Source organism: Paraburkholderia sp. A1BS-2L, assembly GCF_051125205.1.
In the GTDB taxonomy this organism is placed as follows: domain Bacteria; phylum Pseudomonadota; class Gammaproteobacteria; order Burkholderiales; family Burkholderiaceae; genus Paraburkholderia.
Window position 1 is genome coordinate 1,824,185 of record NZ_CP120428.1, and the last position, 16,171, is coordinate 1,840,355.

General features: G+C 64.2%; 17 protein-coding genes. 4 read left to right on the top strand and 13 right to left on the bottom strand.

Annotation, left to right across the window (positions count from 1 at the left end; all coding sequences use genetic code 11):
* Nucleotides 1-19: 19 nt before the first annotated feature.
* The 10 genes from P5W98_RS08155 to P5W98_RS08200 form a co-directional block, all read right to left on the bottom strand.
* A complete protein-coding gene (locus tag P5W98_RS08155; protein WP_213295212.1) occupies nt 20-1,030 on the bottom strand; it encodes an inorganic phosphate transporter in 1,011 nt (336 codons plus the stop codon).
* 10 nt (nt 1,031-1,040) lie between these two features.
* Nucleotides 1,041-1,667, bottom strand: coding sequence for a DUF47 domain-containing protein (locus P5W98_RS08160; protein WP_035526166.1), 627 nt, complete (start codon nt 1,665-1,667; stop codon nt 1,041-1,043).
* A 182-nt stretch (nt 1,668-1,849) separates the two neighbouring features.
* Nucleotides 1,850-3,232, bottom strand: a complete 1,383-nt coding sequence (locus P5W98_RS08165; RefSeq protein WP_421024099.1) for a replicative DNA helicase — start codon at nt 3,230-3,232, stop codon at nt 1,850-1,852.
* A 203-nt stretch (nt 3,233-3,435) separates the two neighbouring features.
* On the bottom strand, nt 3,436-3,888 hold the full coding sequence (gene rplI, locus P5W98_RS08170) for a 50S ribosomal protein L9 (RefSeq protein WP_421024100.1): 453 nt from the start codon (nt 3,886-3,888) through the stop codon (nt 3,436-3,438).
* A gap of 27 nt (nt 3,889-3,915) precedes the next feature.
* Complete coding sequence (rpsR, locus tag P5W98_RS08175) at nt 3,916-4,191, bottom strand: 30S ribosomal protein S18 (RefSeq protein ID WP_035526157.1); 276 nt, start codon at nt 4,189-4,191, stop codon at nt 3,916-3,918.
* 2 nt (nt 4,192-4,193) lie between these two features.
* Complete coding sequence (gene priB, locus P5W98_RS08180) at nt 4,194-4,493, bottom strand: primosomal replication protein N (protein WP_028216786.1); 300 nt, start codon at nt 4,491-4,493, stop codon at nt 4,194-4,196.
* 59 nt (nt 4,494-4,552) lie between these two features.
* Complete coding sequence (gene rpsF, locus P5W98_RS08185) at nt 4,553-4,924, bottom strand: 30S ribosomal protein S6 (protein WP_027818337.1); 372 nt, start codon at nt 4,922-4,924, stop codon at nt 4,553-4,555.
* 171 nt (nt 4,925-5,095) lie between these two features.
* On the bottom strand, nt 5,096-6,013 hold the full coding sequence (locus tag P5W98_RS08190; RefSeq protein ID WP_421079545.1) for an anti-sigma factor family protein: 918 nt from the start codon (nt 6,011-6,013) through the stop codon (nt 5,096-5,098).
* Nucleotides 6,003-6,791 carry an RNA polymerase sigma factor gene (locus tag P5W98_RS08195; RefSeq protein ID WP_421025219.1) on the bottom strand — a complete coding sequence of 263 codons (789 nt, stop codon included), beginning with the start codon at nt 6,789-6,791 and terminating at the stop codon, nt 6,003-6,005. The genes P5W98_RS08190 and P5W98_RS08195 overlap by 11 nt, the downstream gene beginning before the upstream one ends.
* Nucleotides 6,792-7,004: 213 nt before the next feature.
* A complete protein-coding gene (locus tag P5W98_RS08200) occupies nt 7,005-7,916 on the bottom strand; it encodes a LysR family transcriptional regulator (RefSeq protein WP_421024102.1) in 912 nt (303 codons plus the stop codon).
* 200 nt (nt 7,917-8,116) lie between these two features.
* Between P5W98_RS08200 and gcl the strand changes: the two genes are divergently transcribed.
* The 4 genes from gcl (at nt 8,117) to lysM (ending at nt 12,885) form a co-directional block, all read left to right on the top strand.
* On the top strand, nt 8,117-9,901 hold the full coding sequence (gcl, locus tag P5W98_RS08205; protein WP_421024103.1) for a glyoxylate carboligase: 1,785 nt from the start codon (nt 8,117-8,119) through the stop codon (nt 9,899-9,901).
* Nucleotides 9,902-10,007: 106 nt separating this feature from the next.
* Complete coding sequence (hyi, locus tag P5W98_RS08210; protein ID WP_421079546.1) at nt 10,008-10,805, top strand: hydroxypyruvate isomerase; 798 nt, start codon at nt 10,008-10,010, stop codon at nt 10,803-10,805.
* Nucleotides 10,806-10,859: 54 nt separating this feature from the next.
* Nucleotides 10,860-11,753, top strand: a complete 894-nt coding sequence (locus P5W98_RS08215; RefSeq protein ID WP_421024105.1) for a 2-hydroxy-3-oxopropionate reductase — start codon at nt 10,860-10,862, stop codon at nt 11,751-11,753.
* A gap of 631 nt (nt 11,754-12,384) precedes the next feature.
* On the top strand, nt 12,385-12,885 hold the full coding sequence (lysM, locus tag P5W98_RS08220; RefSeq protein ID WP_035526137.1) for a peptidoglycan-binding protein LysM: 501 nt from the start codon (nt 12,385-12,387) through the stop codon (nt 12,883-12,885).
* An 83-nt stretch (nt 12,886-12,968) separates the two neighbouring features.
* Here lysM and P5W98_RS08225 read toward each other — a convergent pair whose 3' ends face one another.
* The 3 genes from P5W98_RS08225 to P5W98_RS08235 all read right to left on the bottom strand — a co-directional run bounded on the left by P5W98_RS08225 (nt 12,969) and on the right by P5W98_RS08235 (nt 16,169).
* Nucleotides 12,969-14,000, bottom strand: coding sequence for an asparaginase (locus tag P5W98_RS08225; RefSeq protein ID WP_421024106.1), 1,032 nt, complete (start codon nt 13,998-14,000; stop codon nt 12,969-12,971).
* Nucleotides 14,001-14,091: 91 nt separating this feature from the next.
* Nucleotides 14,092-15,018: a CysB family HTH-type transcriptional regulator gene (locus P5W98_RS08230; protein WP_421024107.1), complete on the bottom strand. Its 927-nt coding sequence runs from the start codon at nt 15,016-15,018 to the stop codon at nt 14,092-14,094.
* 95 nt (nt 15,019-15,113) lie between these two features.
* Entirely contained in the window at nt 15,114-16,169 is a 1,056-nt protein-coding gene (locus tag P5W98_RS08235) for a sulfate/molybdate ABC transporter ATP-binding protein (protein WP_421024108.1), read from the bottom strand.
* Between the last annotated feature and the right edge of the window lie 2 nt (nt 16,170-16,171).

Below are 16,171 nucleotides of genomic sequence, written 5' to 3' on the forward strand. Positions count from 1 at the left end.
CCCAACCAGTCCTGACTGATTACAGGAACCGGTGGCCGATCCACCAGCCCGCTGCGGCGAGCGTCGCAGAAGCAGGAATCGTCAGAATCCAGGCCCAGACGATGTTGCCCGCTACACCCCAGCGCACGGCGCTGAGCTTCTGGGTCGCGCCCACGCCAACAATCGCGCCAGTAATCGTATGCGTCGTGGACACGGGAATGCCGAGCGCCGACGCCGTGAAGAGCGTAAGCGCTCCGCCCGACTCCGCGCAGAAGCCGCCCACGGGCTTGAGCTTGGTGATCTTTTGACCCATGGTGCGCACGATCCGCCAGCCGCCGAACAGCGTGCCGATGCCCATCGACAGATAACAGCCGCCGATCACCCAGATGGGCGGTGCGGCGGCCGTTGCCGAGGCGTAGCCCGTCGCGATCAGCAGCATCCAGATGATGCCGATGGTCTTTTGCGCGTCGTTGCCGCCGTGGCCGAGGCTATAGAGGCCTGCGGAGATCAGCTGCAGGCGCCGGAAACGCCGGTCCACCTTGCTGGGCGGCGTGCGGAAATACAGCCATGACACCGTCAGCATGAAGAACGAACCCAGCACGAAGCCGAGCAGCGGCGAGATGAAGATGAAGGCCACGGTCTTCATGAGGCCGTCGAAGTTCAGCGAGTGCCAGCCCGACTTGGCGAGCGCGGCCCCCACGAGGCCGCCGATCAGCGCGTGCGAGGAGCTCGACGGAATGCCGTAGTACCACGTGAGCACGTTCCAGCCGATCGCCCCCACGAGCGCGCCGAACACCACGTAGTGGTCGACGATATCGGGGTCGATGGTGCCCTTGCCCACCGTCTGCGCCACCTTCAGGTGGAAAACGAAATAGGCAATCACGTTGAACATGGCGGCGAACGCCACGGCCTGCTGCGGCTTGAGCACGCCCGTCGACACGACGGTGGCGATGGAATTCGCCGCGTCGTGAAAGCCGTTCATGAAGTCGAAGACGAGGGAGATGGCCACCAGTCCGACGACCACCCAGAGGGCGAGTTGTATGGAATGCATCGTGGTCCGCTCAGGCGTTCTCTAGCACGATGCCTTCGATGATGTTCGCGACATCCTCGCACTTATCCGTGATCGCTTCGAGGATCTCGTAGATCGCCTTCAGCTTGATCAGCGTCTTGACGTTGTCTTCCTCGCGGAAGAGCTTGGACATGGCCGCGCGCAGCAGGCGGTCCGCATCCGATTCGAGGCGGTCGATGTCCTCGCACGCCTTCAGGATTTCGCGCGCCTGCTTCATGTCGGAGAGCAGCGCCACTGCCGCCTGCACGCGCTCGGCCGTGGCCGTGACCACATGCGCGAGCTGGCTGGCCTCGGAAGTCACCGACTGCACGTCGTACAGCGAGATGGCTGTGGCAACGTCCTCCATGAGGTCGAGGCAGTCGTCCATCGTCGTGATCAGCTTGTGGATCTCGTCGCGGTCCAACGGCGTGATGAAGGTCTTGTGCAACAGGTCGATGGCTTCGTGCGTGAGCTTGTCGGCGGCCTTTTCGGCGGTCTGCACGTTCTGTTTATGAACTTCCGCATCAGCCAGATTGTCGATCAGGAGCTCGAGCTCACGGGCTGCGGATACGATGCACTTTGCGTGCGCGTTGAAGATTTCGAAGAACTTGCCCTCAGTGGGCATGAATCGACCGAACATTGGAATCCCGGTAATTGGTCTCGGATCGCCGTCACAAAACGGCAAGATAGCCGTCATAAAACGGCGACATTGTATCGTCACGGGCTGGACGCCGCATGCATCTGGGGATGTCAGAACCCGGCTTGCGCCACTTTGGCGCAAGCTCACACCCCGTTTTTCAGCGACTTCCCCGCTACTACGCCTTACTCGCCATAGAAGTTCTGCGCACCGGCAAAATTGTCAAATTTCGTGTATTGGCCGTGGAACGTGAGTCGAACTGGCCCGATCGGACCATTACGTTGCTTGCCGATGATGATCTCCGCCGTGCCTTTATCAGGGCTGTCGGGATTGTAGACTTCATCGCGGTAGATAAACAGAATGACGTCCGCATCCTGTTCGATGGCGCCCGATTCGCGCAGGTCGGACATGACCGGACGCTTGTTGGGACGCTGTTCGAGACCGCGGTTGAGCTGCGAAAGCGCGATCACCGGGACGTCGAGCTCCTTGGCGAGACTCTTGAGCGAGCGCGAAATCTCCGAAATTTCGGTCGCACGGTTCTCGCCCGACGAGGAACCGCTCATCAGCTGCAGGTAATCGATGATGATGAGCCCGAGCTTGCCGCACTGGCGTGACAGACGCCGCGCGCGCGAGCGCAGCTCCATCGGATTCAGCCCGCCGGTTTCGTCGATGAAGATCTGCGCCTCGCTCATTTTCTGCACGGCGTGCGTGAGCTTGGGCCAATCCTCGTCGGTGAGGCGGCCCGTGCGCATGCGGTGCTGATCCAGCCTCCCGACCGAACCGAGCATGCGCATGATGAGCTGCGTGCCCGGCATTTCCATCGAGAACACCGCGACCGGCAGACCGTACTCCACGGCCACGTATTCGCCGACGTTCATGGAAAACGCAGTCTTGCCCATTGACGGACGCCCCGCCACGATGATCAGTTCGCCTCCGTGCATGCCCGAGGTCATGCGGTCGAGGTCGATGAAGCCGGTGGGCGTGCCCGTCACGTCGGTCGGATTGGCCGTGTGGTAGAGCGTGTCGATGCGCTCGACCACCTGCGTAAGCAGCGGCCCGATCTCGAGGAAGCCCTGGGTGCCGCGCGCGCCGTCCTCGGCGATCGAGAACACCTTCGCCTCGGCTTCGTCGAGGAGCTGCCGCACTTCCTTGCCCTGGGGGTTGAAAGCATCGGCGGAAATTTCGTCGGCGACCGACACCAGGCGGCGCAGCACCGCGCGGTCGCGCACGATTTCGGCATAGCGGCGAATGTTCGCGGCGCTCGGCGTGTTCTGCGCAAGTGCGTTCAGGTACGCGAGCCCGCCCACCTCCTCGGCCTTGCCCGAGGTGCCGAGCGCCTCGTACACGGTCACGACGTCTGCCGGGCGCGCGCCCGAGATCAGGCGGCCGATATGCTCGAAGATGAGGCGGTGATCGTAGCGGTAGAAGTCGCTTTGCGAGAGGAAGTCGGCAATCCGGTCCCAGGCGCCGTTATCCAGCAGCAGGCCGCCGAGCACCGACTGTTCGGCCTCGATCGAATGCGGCGGGACTTTCAGCGATTCGAGTTGGGGATCTTTCGGAGCATTCATGGAGGGCAATTATCGGACAAGCCGGCTACCTGGAACAAGCGAAACGGCAGCAATTCGACGGCACAGTGCCAGCGCTTCAGCGGCAGCGGCCGTGCACACAACAAAAAAGGCAGAAGCCGCGGGGGCTCCTGCCTTCCTTGAAACAGCGGTGAGCTACGGCGCTCAAGCGGCCTGGCGGGTCGCCCCCCAGGCTGCCTCAATGCTTAGACGTGCTCGCCCAGCACCGACACCATGACGTCGACGAGGACGTCGGTGTGCAGCGCAACTTGCACCGGGTGGTCGCCCACCATCTTCAGCGGGCCTTCCGGCAGACGCACTTGCATCTTTTCCACTGCGAAGCCAACCTTGCCGAGCGCAACGGCGATGTCCGCATTCGTGACCGAGCCGAACAGACGGCCGTCCACGCCAGCCTTCTGGCCGATCTGAACGGTCAGGCCGTTGAGCTTTTCGCCTTCGGCTTGCGCGGCTGCCAGCTTTTCAGCCGCGGCCTTTTCGAGTTCGGCGCGGCGAACTTCGAATTCGGCGATTGCGTCCTTCGTGGCACGGCGTGCCTTCTTGTTGGGGATCAGGAAGTTACGTGCGTAACCGTCCTTCACCTTGACGATGTCGCCGAGGTTACCCAGGTTGACGACTTTTTCCAGAAGAATGATCTGCATTCTATTGCTCCTTATCGCGTCGTCTTATTAGGCCTTGTGCTGGTCGGTGTACGGCATCAGCGCGAGGAAACGCGCGCGCTTGATAGCCGTGTCCAGCTGACGCTGATAGTGGGCCTTCGTACCCGTCAGACGAGCCGGCGTGATCTTGCCGTTTTCGCCGATAAAGTCCTTCAGCGTATCGAGGTCCTTGTAGTCGATCTGCTCGACGCCTGCAGCCGTGAAGCGGCAGAACTTCTTGCGCTTGAAGAGCGGGTTTTGTTGCTGACGACGCTTGTCGAATTTCTTACCAGTAGGGCGGGCCATGATTAGTCCTTTCCTGTACCTTGCATTTCGGTGATGTGAAACACCAGGGTTCGCGCGTTGCGGTGCTTTTTTGCCAAAAATCCGGTGAAGAGCGCTTCCACGCCCATCTCGCAGCTTTCGACGAGACCGCAGGCCTTGCCTGCCGCCACCGCGGGCATCGTGAGCTCGACGAAACGGGCAATGCCGGCTTCGACGACCTCCGTGCGATGCTGCAACGTGACGCTTGCGATCGGAACGCCGGCGGGGGTGTACCGCACCGGTTCGCGTTCTACGACGCTAGCCGTAAGCTGCAGCCTGTTCACGGGGCGAATTTAAGCAAATGAGTCAGGCAAATGAGCGTTGATCCTGGTGGCTTGTGTTATTAAGCCTGCGCTTCGGTCGGCTGGGCAGCCGCCTTCTTGGCTTCTTCGCGCTGCACTTCCTTCATCATCGGCGACGGGCCGGTTTCGGCCTTCTTCATCTTGACGATGAGGTGACGCAGAACAGCGTCGTTGAACTTGAATGCGTGTTCCAGTTCGTCGAGCGTGGTCTGGTCGCATTCGATGTTCATGCAGACGTAGTGAGCCTTCGCGAGTTTCTCGATCATGTAGGCCAGTTGACGACGGCCCCAGTCTTCGATGCGGTGGATCTGGCCACCGTGCGACGTGATCGTGCTCTTGTAACGCTCGATCATCGCGGGCACTTGCTCGCTTTGATCGGGGTGCACGATGAAGACGATTTCATAATGACGCATGTATCACTCCTTATGGATTTAAGCCACCCGGGCGTCGGAACCGGTGCGGCAAGTGAGAAGCCGAAGATTGTAGCGCGATCTGCCCCGCTCGCGCAACCGAAATTATGGTTTCACGCAGCGTTTCAGACATGTTTTCAAGGACTTGCGCGCTGGCGTACGCCCGCCGGCGTCTCAGCCACTGCCGCTGCGGCTGTCCGCGAGCCGCGCATCGAGCGCCGCGCGCAGGCCGGCGAGCGCATCCGGGCCCGCATCGGTGACGGCCCACCAGGTCATGCCGGCGGCCTGCCAACGGGCAAGTGAATAGCCTTCGCTCGTGCGAGGCGCGGCAGTTTCCGTCATCGGCCCCGCCACGCCGGGCGGGAAGACATAGACATCGATCACATGCTTGCGGTAGCGGTAAACCAGCACCGCGACTCGCTCGCGCCCTACATAATCGAGACGGCCGCCCACGAGCGGGAAGCCCTGCGCTGAGAAGTCCTCCACGGGAGGCGCATAGTCGATGCGGCCGTTGAACCACGGCTTCACCGTATGGCGGTCCGTGGACACCACGTCGAGATCGCGCCCCGAGATCTGCGCGCGCACGTGGCTGGCCACGAGCTCCTCGACAAAAGCCCCATCAGCGGCGGATTTGCGCAGATGCAGAACCGTCGCCACGCTCAAGGCACACAGCACCAGCACCACGCATGCGAATCCTGCGAGCCCCGCAGCGGGCAGGCCGGCCGTACTTGTGCCGCCAGCGCCCCGGGACCGCCCGCCCGCACCGCCCTCGCCTGGCGCACGCCCTCGCAGGCCGGGCAGCCAGCGGCGCCATGCGCCGGTTCGCGCGGGCGCCTCGCGGTGCACGCGGTCAGCGGTCATCGACGGGCTTTGCACGGGCGGCAACGCCGCCACGATGCGCGCGGCGAGGCCCTCCGGCGCCCGATAGCAGGGCGCCGCACGCGTCAGACGGGAAATGGCTTCGACATTCGCAGCCGCGCCACGGCATTGCGCGCAGCCAGCCAGATGCTCGCGCACGCGCCATTCGTCGGCGGCGGAAAGTTCACGGTCGACGCTTGCCTCGACGAGCGGGCGCGCTTCGTCACAGTTCATCGGGCGCCTCCGTGGCAGGACGTGGCGCACACGGCCCCTGAGGCTCGCGCGCTCCGCCGTCGACGGCCGGCTCCTCCCGGAACCGGCCGTCGGCCCCCCGGCCGGATGGTCTCCACGCTTTGCTTGCCCCGAAATCTGCCTTGCTGGCCGCGTTGTCGGCCATATTGCCCGCATCGCCGGCTGTCCTTTCGACCGCCTTTGCCGGCCCGGCCGCCGCACCGCCGCTACATGCCTGCGCCGCCAGCAGCGCGGCGAGGCGCTTGCGGCCCCGCGCGAGCCGCGACATCACCGTGCCCACCGGCACGTCGATGACCGCCGCAATCTCGCGATAGCCCAATTCCTCCAGCTCGCGCAGCACCAGCACCTCGCGGTACTCCACCGGCAGGCGCTGCAGCGCCTCCTGCACGCGCCGCGCGTCCTCGGCGCGAATTGCCGACGCCTCCGGGTCGGCGCTGCCCGTGTCCCAGCCGTCAGGCGGCTGATCGTCGCGCAACGCGTCGAACGGCGCAACTTCCTCCGCGCCCGCGCGCCGCCGCCACTCGTCGTACCAGACGCGCCGCACGATCGCGAGCAGCCAGGGCCGCGCCTGGTCGCCGCGAAACGCGTCGAAGAAGCGGAACGCGCGCAAAAAAGCTTCCTGCACGATGTCCTCGGCGTCGCCGGGATTGCGCGAAAGCCAGCGGGCAAGGTTGTACGCGGCATCCAGATGCGGCAGCGCCAGCGCCTGAAAACGGCGGCTGCGCTGCGCATCACCGGACCCCTCGTGCACTTCGTGCATCTCGTGCGCCCCGTTCGCGGATTCGCCCACTTGATCCCCTCGTGCCTGATGGCTCGCGGCGCGACCTCAACGCTCGACGCCGCGCACAACGCGCACGCCGGCGCCGGTCTCGCTCATGCATTACCCGCACAGCGGCCAGTTTATTCCCGAGAAATGCGTGCGAAAACGAAAAATAAATGGGCCATGCGCGGGCCTGAAATCAGGGGTCTCCGATCAGGCCACGCCGCTCCAGTACCCTGGCCGCGCGTAGACCTCTTTCAGGTAATCGATGAAATAGCGCACCCGCGCCGGAACGTAACGTTGCTGCGGGTACACGGCGAGGATGTCGTAGTCGGGCAGCGCGTACTCGTCGAGCACCGTCTCCAGTTCGCCGCGCGCGAGCTGCGCATCGATCTCCCACGTCGAGCGCCAGCCGAGCCCAAGCCCCTCGGTGACCCAACGGTGCAGCAGCTCGCCGTCGTTGCAGTCGAGCGTGCCGCCCACGCGCACGGTTGCGAGCTTGCCGTTGCGGCTGAAATACCAGCCGCGGTTCTGGCCGCCCTGCAGATTGAAGGCGAGACAGTTGTGATTCGGCAGGTCTTCGAGCGTCTTCGGCTTGCCGTGCTTGCGGAAGTATTCTGGCGTGCCGCACACCACGCGCCGGTTGGTGGCGAGCTTCACCGCGACGAAATTCGGGTCCACCGACCCGCCGATGCGAATCGACAGGTCGTAACCCTCGCGCACCAGATCGACCACGCGATCGGTCAGGTTGAACGAGACCTGGAGCTCGGGTTTGTCGGCGAGAAATGCGGGCGCGAGCGGCGCCACGTGCTTGCGCCCGAAGGCTGCCGGCGCGGAGACGATCAGATGCCCGTTGACCACGCGCCGCCCGGCGGACAGCTCGTTTTCGGCCTGCTCCCACTCCAGCAGCAGGCCGCGGCAACGCTCGAGGAACGCGCCGCCCTCCTCGCTGACCACGAGCCGCCGCGTCGAGCGGTACATGAGTTTCACGCCGAGGCGTTTTTCGAGCGCGTCGATGCGCCGCCCGAGTATCACCGGCGAGACGCCCTCGGTCAGCGCGGCCGCCGCAAGGCTGCCCGCGTCGGCCACGCGCACAAAGGTTTCAATCTGCTTGAAGCGGTCCATGCCTGCTCTCCTGTCCCATGCCGCGCCCCGCAAGCGCCGCCCACGGCGATTCCATACTTTTTGTTTCGGAATAAACGACCTGGGCTGATCTTATCAAACCTTTCTAGCGCGCCTAAAGTGAGCCTCAACCGTCGTATCCAATGCCCGCCATCCCCATGGCGCAGCCCCTCAAAGCATTAGCAACATTCAGGAGACTTTTCATGGCCAAGATGAGAGCCGTCGACGCAGCCGTTCTGGTGCTCGAAAAAGAAGGCATCGACACCGCCTTTGGCGTGCCCGGCGCTGCAATCAACCCCTTCTACTCGGCGATGAAAAAAGCCGGCGGCATCACCCATGTGCTCGCCCGCCACGTCGAAGGCGCTTCGCACATGGCCGAAGGCTACACGCGCGCCAACGCCGGCAACATCGGCGTTTGTATCGGCACCTCGGGCCCCGCGGGCACCGACATGATTACGGGCCTGTACTCCGCTTCCGCCGACTCGATTCCTATTCTCGCGATCACTGGTCAGGCACCGCGCGCACGCCTGTACAAGGAAGACTTCCAGGCTGTCGACATCGAGTCGATCGCCAAGCCCGTCACGAAGTGGGCCGTCACCGTGCGTGAGCCGGCACTCGTGCCGCGCGTGTTCCAGCAGGCATTCCACCTGATGCGCTCGGGCCGTCCGGGTCCGGTGCTGGTCGACCTGCCGATCGACGTGCAGCTCGCCGAAATCGAATTCGACATCGACACCTACGAGCCGCTGCCGGTCTACAAGCCGCAAGCCACGCGCAAGCAGATCGAAGCTGCGATCGAACTCCTCAACGCCAGCGAAAAGCCGCTGATCGTCTCGGGCGGCGGCGTGCTCAACGCGGCAGCCGAAGACCTGCTCGTGCAGTTTGCGGAAATCGTGGGCGTGCCCGTGATCCCGACGCTGATGTCGTGGGGCGCGATCGCCGACGACCATCCGCTGATGGCCGGCATGGTCGGTCTGCAGACGTCGCATCGCTACGGCAACGCGACGATGCTCGCATCGGACTTCGTGCTCGGCATCGGCAACCGTTGGGCGAACCGCCACACGGGCAGCGTCGAGGTCTACACGAAGGGCCGCAAGTTCGTGCACGTCGACATCGAACCGACGCAGATCGGCCGCGTGTTCGGCCCGGATCTCGGCATCGTTTCGGACGCCAAGGCTGCGCTCGAACTGTTCGTCCAGGTCGCGCAAGAGTGGAAGGCTGCTGGCAAGCTCAAGGACCGCAGCGCGTGGGTCGCCGACTGCCAGGAACGCAAGCGCACGCTGCAGCGCAAGACGCACTTCGAAAACACGCCGATCAAGCCGCAGCGCGTGTACGAAGAGATGAACAAGGTGTTCGGCCGCGACACGTGCTACGTGAGCACGATCGGTCTCTCGCAGATCGCAGGCGCCCAGTTCCTGCACGTCTACAAGGCGCGCAACTGGATCAACTGCGGCCAGGCAGGCCCGCTCGGCTGGACGATTCCGGCAGCGCTCGGTGTGCGCGCAGCCGACCCGTCGCGCCCCATCGTGGCGCTCTCGGGCGACTACGACTTCCAGTTCATGATCGAAGAACTGGCAGCCGGCGCACAGTTCAAGCTGCCGTACGTCCACGTGCTCGTGAACAACTCGTACCTCGGCCTGATCCGCCAGGCACAGCGCGCGTTCGACATGGACTACTGCGTCCAGCTCGGCTTCGAAAACATCAATGCGCCTGAAATGAACGGCTACGGCGTCGATCACAAGACCGTGGTCGAAGGCCTCGGCTGCAAGGCGCTGCGCGTGTTCAAGCCGGAAGAAATCGAGCCGGCGCTCAAGCAGGCGCAGGCCATGGCCGCCGAATTCAGCGTGCCGGTGGTGGTCGAAGTGATTCTCGAGCGTGTGACGAACATTTCGATGGGCGCCGAGATCGACGCGATCAACGAGTTCGAAGAGCTCGCCGAGAAGCCGGAGCACGCACCGACGGCTATCACGCCCCTGAGTGCACTCGACTAAGTCGAGCGCATTGAGCCGAGCATCACCCCAGCAGGCCGCGCGTCCAGTATCGGCGCGCCGCCTGCCTGATTCCTTTTTTACTGACCGACCAGCGAGACCCAGCACCATGCCAAAATTCGCCGCGAATCTCACCATGCTATTCAACGAAGTGCCGTTCCTCGACCGCTTTGCCGCGGCAGCCGAGGCGGGCTTCGATGCTGTCGAATTCCTGTTCCCGTATCCGTTCAAGGCCGAGGAACTGGCCGAGCGCCTCGCCGCGCACAAGCTCAAGCTCGTGCTGCACAACCTGCCCGCCGGCAACTGGGAAGGCGGCGAGCGCGGCATTGCCTGCCTGCCCGATCGCAAGGGCGAGTTCAAGGAAGGCGTCGGCCGTGCGATCGAGTACGCCCGTGCGCTGAACGTGCCGCAACTGAACTGCCTCGTGGGCATCCCCACGGCAGGCATCGATCGCGACACCGCGCTTGCAACCATCGTTGAAAACCTGAGCTACGCCGCGGGCGAGCTCAAGCGCGAAGGCATCCGCCTGCTCGTCGAGCCGTGCAATTCGTACGACATCCCGGGCTTCGCGCTGAACCGTTCGGCCGAAGCGCTCGACGTGATCGCAAAGACCGGCTCGGACAATCTGTTCCTGCAGTACGACATCTATCACATGCAGCGCATGGAAGGCGAGCTCGCCGCGACGATCAAGAAACACTTCGCGAAGATCGCCCATATCCAGCTCGCCGACAACCCTGGCCGCAACGAGCCGGGCACGGGCGAGATCAATTACCCCTTCCTGTTCGATCTGCTCGACTCGCTCGGCTACGAAGGCTACATCGGCTGCGAGTACAAGCCGCGCACGACGACCGTCGAAGGCCTCGGCTGGCTGCGCAGCGCGCAGCAACGCGCGGCTGAACTCGCCTGACCAGGTCGCGTCGACCCCACATCGAACCGCATTCGACTCAACGGAGACATACAGATGGCAAAGATTGGTTTTATCGGCCTCGGCATCATGGGCTCGCACATGGCCCGCAACCTTCTGAAGGGCGGCCACGAACTCGTCGTGAACGGCAAGTTCCCGGTACCTGAAGACCTCAGCAAGCAGGCCACCGTGGTGGCCGACTCGACCGCTGTCGCGCAGGCTTCGGACGTCATCATTCTGATGGTGCCGGACACCCCCGACGTCCAGAAGGTGCTGTTCGCCGATGACGGCGTCGCCAAGGGCCTCTCGGCCGGCAAGCTCGTGATCGACATGAGCTCGATCTCGCCGATCGAAACGCAGGAGTTCGCCAAGCAGATCAACGCGCTCGGCTGCGACTACCTCGACGCACCGGTTTCGGGCGGCGAAGTCGGCGCGCGCGAAGCGACGCTCACGATCATGGTGGGCGGCCCGGAGAAGTCGTTCGAACTGGCCAAGCCGCTATTCGCGCTGATGGGCAAGAACATCTCGCTGATCGGCGAGAACGGCGCAGGCCAGACGACCAAGGTCGCGAACCAGATCATCGTCGCGCTGAACATCGAGGCCGTGGCGGAAGCCCTGCTGTTCGCCGCACGCTCGGGCGCCGATCCGGAGCGCGTTCGCAAGGCCCTGATGGGCGGTTTCGCTGCATCGCGCATTCTCGAAGTGCACGGCGAGCGCATGACCAAGCGCACGTTCGATCCGGGCTTCCGCATCGAACTGCACCAGAAGGACCTGAACCTCGCCATCGACGGCGCACGCAAGCTGGGCATCGCCCTGCCGCATACCGCCAGCGCACAGCAACTCTTCAGCGTGTGTGCAGCAAACGGCGGCAAGGCATGGGACCACTCGGCAATGGTCCGCGCGCTCGAGATCATGGCCAACTTCGAAATCACCGAAGGCAAGAAGGCGTAAAGCAAAACCGCTCGAGTCGCTCGCGCGACTCGAAAGCGGCTTGATCGAGTTGTTCCGCAGATGAGGCATTGCACGCCAATGCACACAGCACCCGCGCGCAATGCCTCGCTGAGATTGGGCAGTCGCCTGGCAATGGCCAGGCAGCAACGGCCAGACAACTACCAGGCAGTAACCAGGCAGTTGGCAACATCCAGATTCAGGCTGGCGCGCACGGAACGCGACGGCCACAGGTGGGGCGCTTCGTGGTGGCGGCAACCATCGCGAAGCAAATCGAGGCCGCTCTGGGCTGAGGGCGGCCAGTGGGGTCCGAAAGCGGCACTCGGTGACGGCGGGGAAGCCTTGGTCGGTCAGACGTCATCACCGGGTGTCCGCCTGTCGGATTGCGACACACTTCATCAGCCGTCACGCGTTCGGCGCACCAGCGCTCCCTTTGCTCCACGCACTCCCCGCCCTGCTCTCGCGCAACGCCTGCCGCGCGCTTCACACTCTTTAACGCTCGAACGCTGGACGTCCTCGCACCTGCGTTTCTAGAATCGTGCTTTCATCCGTCTGTCACGCAGACGGCGCAAGGTGGACCCGCTACCCGCTGCGTGGCTACCCAATCAATCCCAGCACGTGAGGAGTGTGATCGATGGGCATCATCAACTTCATCAAGGAAGCCGGCGAAAAGCTGTTCGGCGCAGCCGCCGCTCCGGCCCAGGCCGCAGAAACCGCAGCTGCGCCGGCTGCGAATCTCGCCGATCTGAACCAGAAGGCCGGCGATGCGATCGCCGCCTACATCCGCTCGCAGGGTCTCGACGCCGACAACCTCGGCGTGACCTATGACGGCGTTTCGCACACGGTCACCGTCACGGGCAATGCCGTTGACCAGGCAACCAAGGAAAAGATTCTGGTGGCCGCCGGCAATGTCCAGAACGTGGACAAGGTCGACGACCAGATGAGCGTGACGAATCCGGCGCCCGAAGCGCAGCACCACACCGTGGTCTCGGGCGACAACCTCTGGAAGATCGCCGAGAAGTACTACGGCAGCGGCGCGAAAAACGACGTCATCTTCCAGGCGAACACGCCCATGCTCAAGAGCCCGGACAAGATTTACCCCGGCCAGGTGCTCGTGATTCCGCCGCTGCAATAAGGCGCTCGGCTGAAAAAAGACGGGCCTTGCGGAGCAATCCGCAAGGCCCGTTTGCATGGTTCCTGTCGTTTAGCGCTTATCGCTCAGTACGTATCGAACACGCTTTGCAACGCGGCCTTCCCGCTCGTGCCCGCCGCAAGCGCGAGCATCAGCAGCACGCGCGCCTTGTACGGGTTCAGCGTGCCCGCCGAGACGAAGCCGAGCGCATCGTCCTTCGCCGCACCGTTGTGCATCACGTGTCCCGACCCCACGCGCGACGCGCGCACCACGGCAACCCCGCGCGCCGCCGCCTCGGCAAGCGCCTGCTGCAGCGTGGTGTGAATCGAGCCGTTGCCGGTGCCGGCCACGACGATGCCGCGCACGCCTGCGCTCACGAGAGCGTCAACGGCGATGCGCGTGGCGCCCGCGTAGCTCGTGACGATCTCCACCTGCGGCCATTGCCCATCTGCATTGAAGGGCGCATCCACGGTATGGGCACGCAGCGCGCGCCGCTGGAATTCCACGCGCCCGTCCTGCACCCAGCCCAGCGCGCCGATCTCGGGCGACTGGAACGCATCCACCGCATAGGTGCTGATCTTGATGACGTCGCGCGCGCAATGGATGCGGTTATTGAATGCCACCAGCACGCCCTGCCCGGTCGCCTGGCCGCTCGCCGCGAGCGCCACGGCATTGAGCAGGTTCAGCGGACCGTCGGCGGAGAGCGCCGAGGCGGGCCGCATGGCCGCCGTGAGGATCACGGGCTTGCGGCTCTTCATCGTGAGATGCAGGAAATAAGCGGTTTCTTCGAGCGTATCGGTGCCATGCGTGATGACGACGGCATCGATGTCGTCGTCTGCGAGCAACCCGTTCACGCGTTGCGCGAGCGCGCTCCAGAGGGCGAACGACATGTCTTTACTGTCGACGCTCGCGATCTGCTCGGCCTGGATCCGCGCGAGCGCGTCGAGACCCGGGACGGCCGCCAGCAGCTGCGCCACGCCGATCACACCGGCCTGGTAGCCGGCGGTATTGGCCGCGTCGGGCGCGGAGCCCGCGATGGTGCCGCCAGTGGCCAGCACGGCGACGCGCGGCAGCGACGGAGCGCCGGGCGCGTATTGGGGAGAAGTGGGCGTATTCATGGCCGCGATTCTAAGCGAATCGCCGCCGGCCCAGAAATAGACAGAAGACCGGAGAACGACCGGGCCAGACGATCCGGATGATGCCCCTGTTTCAAACCGCCTCGCGCAACTGGCTCGCGATCTGCTGTTCGTTGAGCTGCGGCGCGAACATTTCAATCAGCTTGTAGGCGTACTGGCGCAGGAAGGCGCCCTTGCGCAGGCCCACGCGCGTCGTGCTGGCCTCGAACAGATGCTGCGTGGCGAGCGCCACGAGTTCGCTATCCCGCTTGGGGTCGTAAGCCATCGCGGCCACCACGCCCACGCCCATGCCCAGTTCAACGTAGGTCTTGATCACGTCCGCATCGATGGCGGTCAGCACCACGTCCGGCATGGTGCCGGCCTTCGCGAACGCCTGATCGATATGGGAGCGGCCCGTGAAGTCCTGGTCGTAGGTGATGATCGGGAACTCGGCGATCTCCTCGAGCGTGAGGTTCTCGCGGCCCACGAGCGGATGCGTCTTCGGCACGACCACCACGTGATGCCACGAATAGCAAGGAAACGTCACGATATCGGGGAAGCGGTCGAGCGCCTCGGTCGAGATGCCGATATCGGCCTCGCCGTTGATGATCATCTGCGCAATCTGCTGCGGATTGCCCTGGCGCATCGCGAGATGCACCTTCGGAAACACTTCGCGGAACTGGTGCACAACCTTGGGCAGCGCGTAGCGCGCCTGCGTGTGCGTCGTGGCCACGACGAGATGGCCGCTGTCCTGATCGGCAAACTGGCGCGCCGCGCGGCGCAGGTTCTCGGCGTCGAGCAGCATGCGCTCGATCAACTGGTGCACGGCCTTGCCCGGCTCGGTGAGGCCCGTGAGGCGCTTGCCGCGGCGAATGAAGATATCGACGCCGAGTTCGTCCTCCAGATCCTTGATCTGCTTCGAGACGCCCGACTGCGACGTATAGAGCACGTTCGCCACTTCGGTCAGGTTCATGTTCTGCCGGACGGCTTCACGCACGAAACGCAACTGCTGAAAATTCATGTTCTTCTCTCCTGAACCGCCAACCGCGCTTTCGTCGATTAATGTGTCGACTAATTCGGCGATCAATCGGTCAATTATTCGTTATGCGCCGGCCATCAGGCGGGAAACACGCGCAGCCCGCGCGGCACCGCTGTCACGCCGTCGCCGGGCGCGAGACTCAGCGCGCGCCAGGTTTCGCGATCGAGCTGCGCCTCGAGCACGCCGCCCGCACGGCTTTCGAGTTCCACGCGCACCGCGCCGCCGAGCGTCACCACACGGCGCACGTCCACGACGAGGCCGTCGCGATGTGCGTCGGCATCGCGATGCAGCACGATATCGTGCGGCCTCACGTAGGCGAGCGCCGGACCTTCGAAGCCGGCCTGCACCGCGATCGGCTGCGCCGCGCCGTCGGCCACGAAGCCTTGCACGCCGACTCGCCCATGCAAGCGGTTCGCCGCGCCGAGGAACTCGTAGACGAACGCCGACTGCGGATGATCGTACACGTCCTGGGGGCTGCCGACCTGCTCCACATGCCCATGATTCATCACGACGATGCGGTCGGCCACTTCGAGCGCTTCCTCCTGGTCGTGCGTGACGAAGATCGTCGAGATGTGCAGGTCGTCGTGCAGGCGCCGCAGCCAGCTGCGCAACTCCTTGCGCACTTTCGCGTCGAGCGCGCCGAACGGCTCGTCGAGCAGCAGGACTTTCGGCTCCACGGCGAGCGCGCGGGCCAGCGCGATGCGCTGGCGCTGGCCGCCGGAAAGCTCGGACGGATAGCGCTGCGCGAGCCAGTCGAGTTGCACGAGCTTGAGCAGCTCATGCACTTTCTTGCGGATCTGCGCTTCGGAGGGACGCTCGTTGCGCGGCTTCACGCGCAGCCCGAACGCCACATTCTCGAACACGGTCATATGGCGGAACAGCGCGTAATGCTGGAACACGAAGCCCACCTGGCGCTCGCGTGCGCCAACCATCTCCACGTCCTGCCCCTGGAGCACGACCTGGCCTTCATCGGCATATTCGAGCCCGGCGATCACACGCAGCAGCGTGGTCTTGCCGCATCCGGAAGGCCCGAGCAAGGCGACCAGCTCGCCCGCCGGAAAGTCGAGCGAAACATGGTCGAGCGCGGTGAAATCGCCGAAACGCTTGTGCAGATTACGAACGATGATGCCCATCT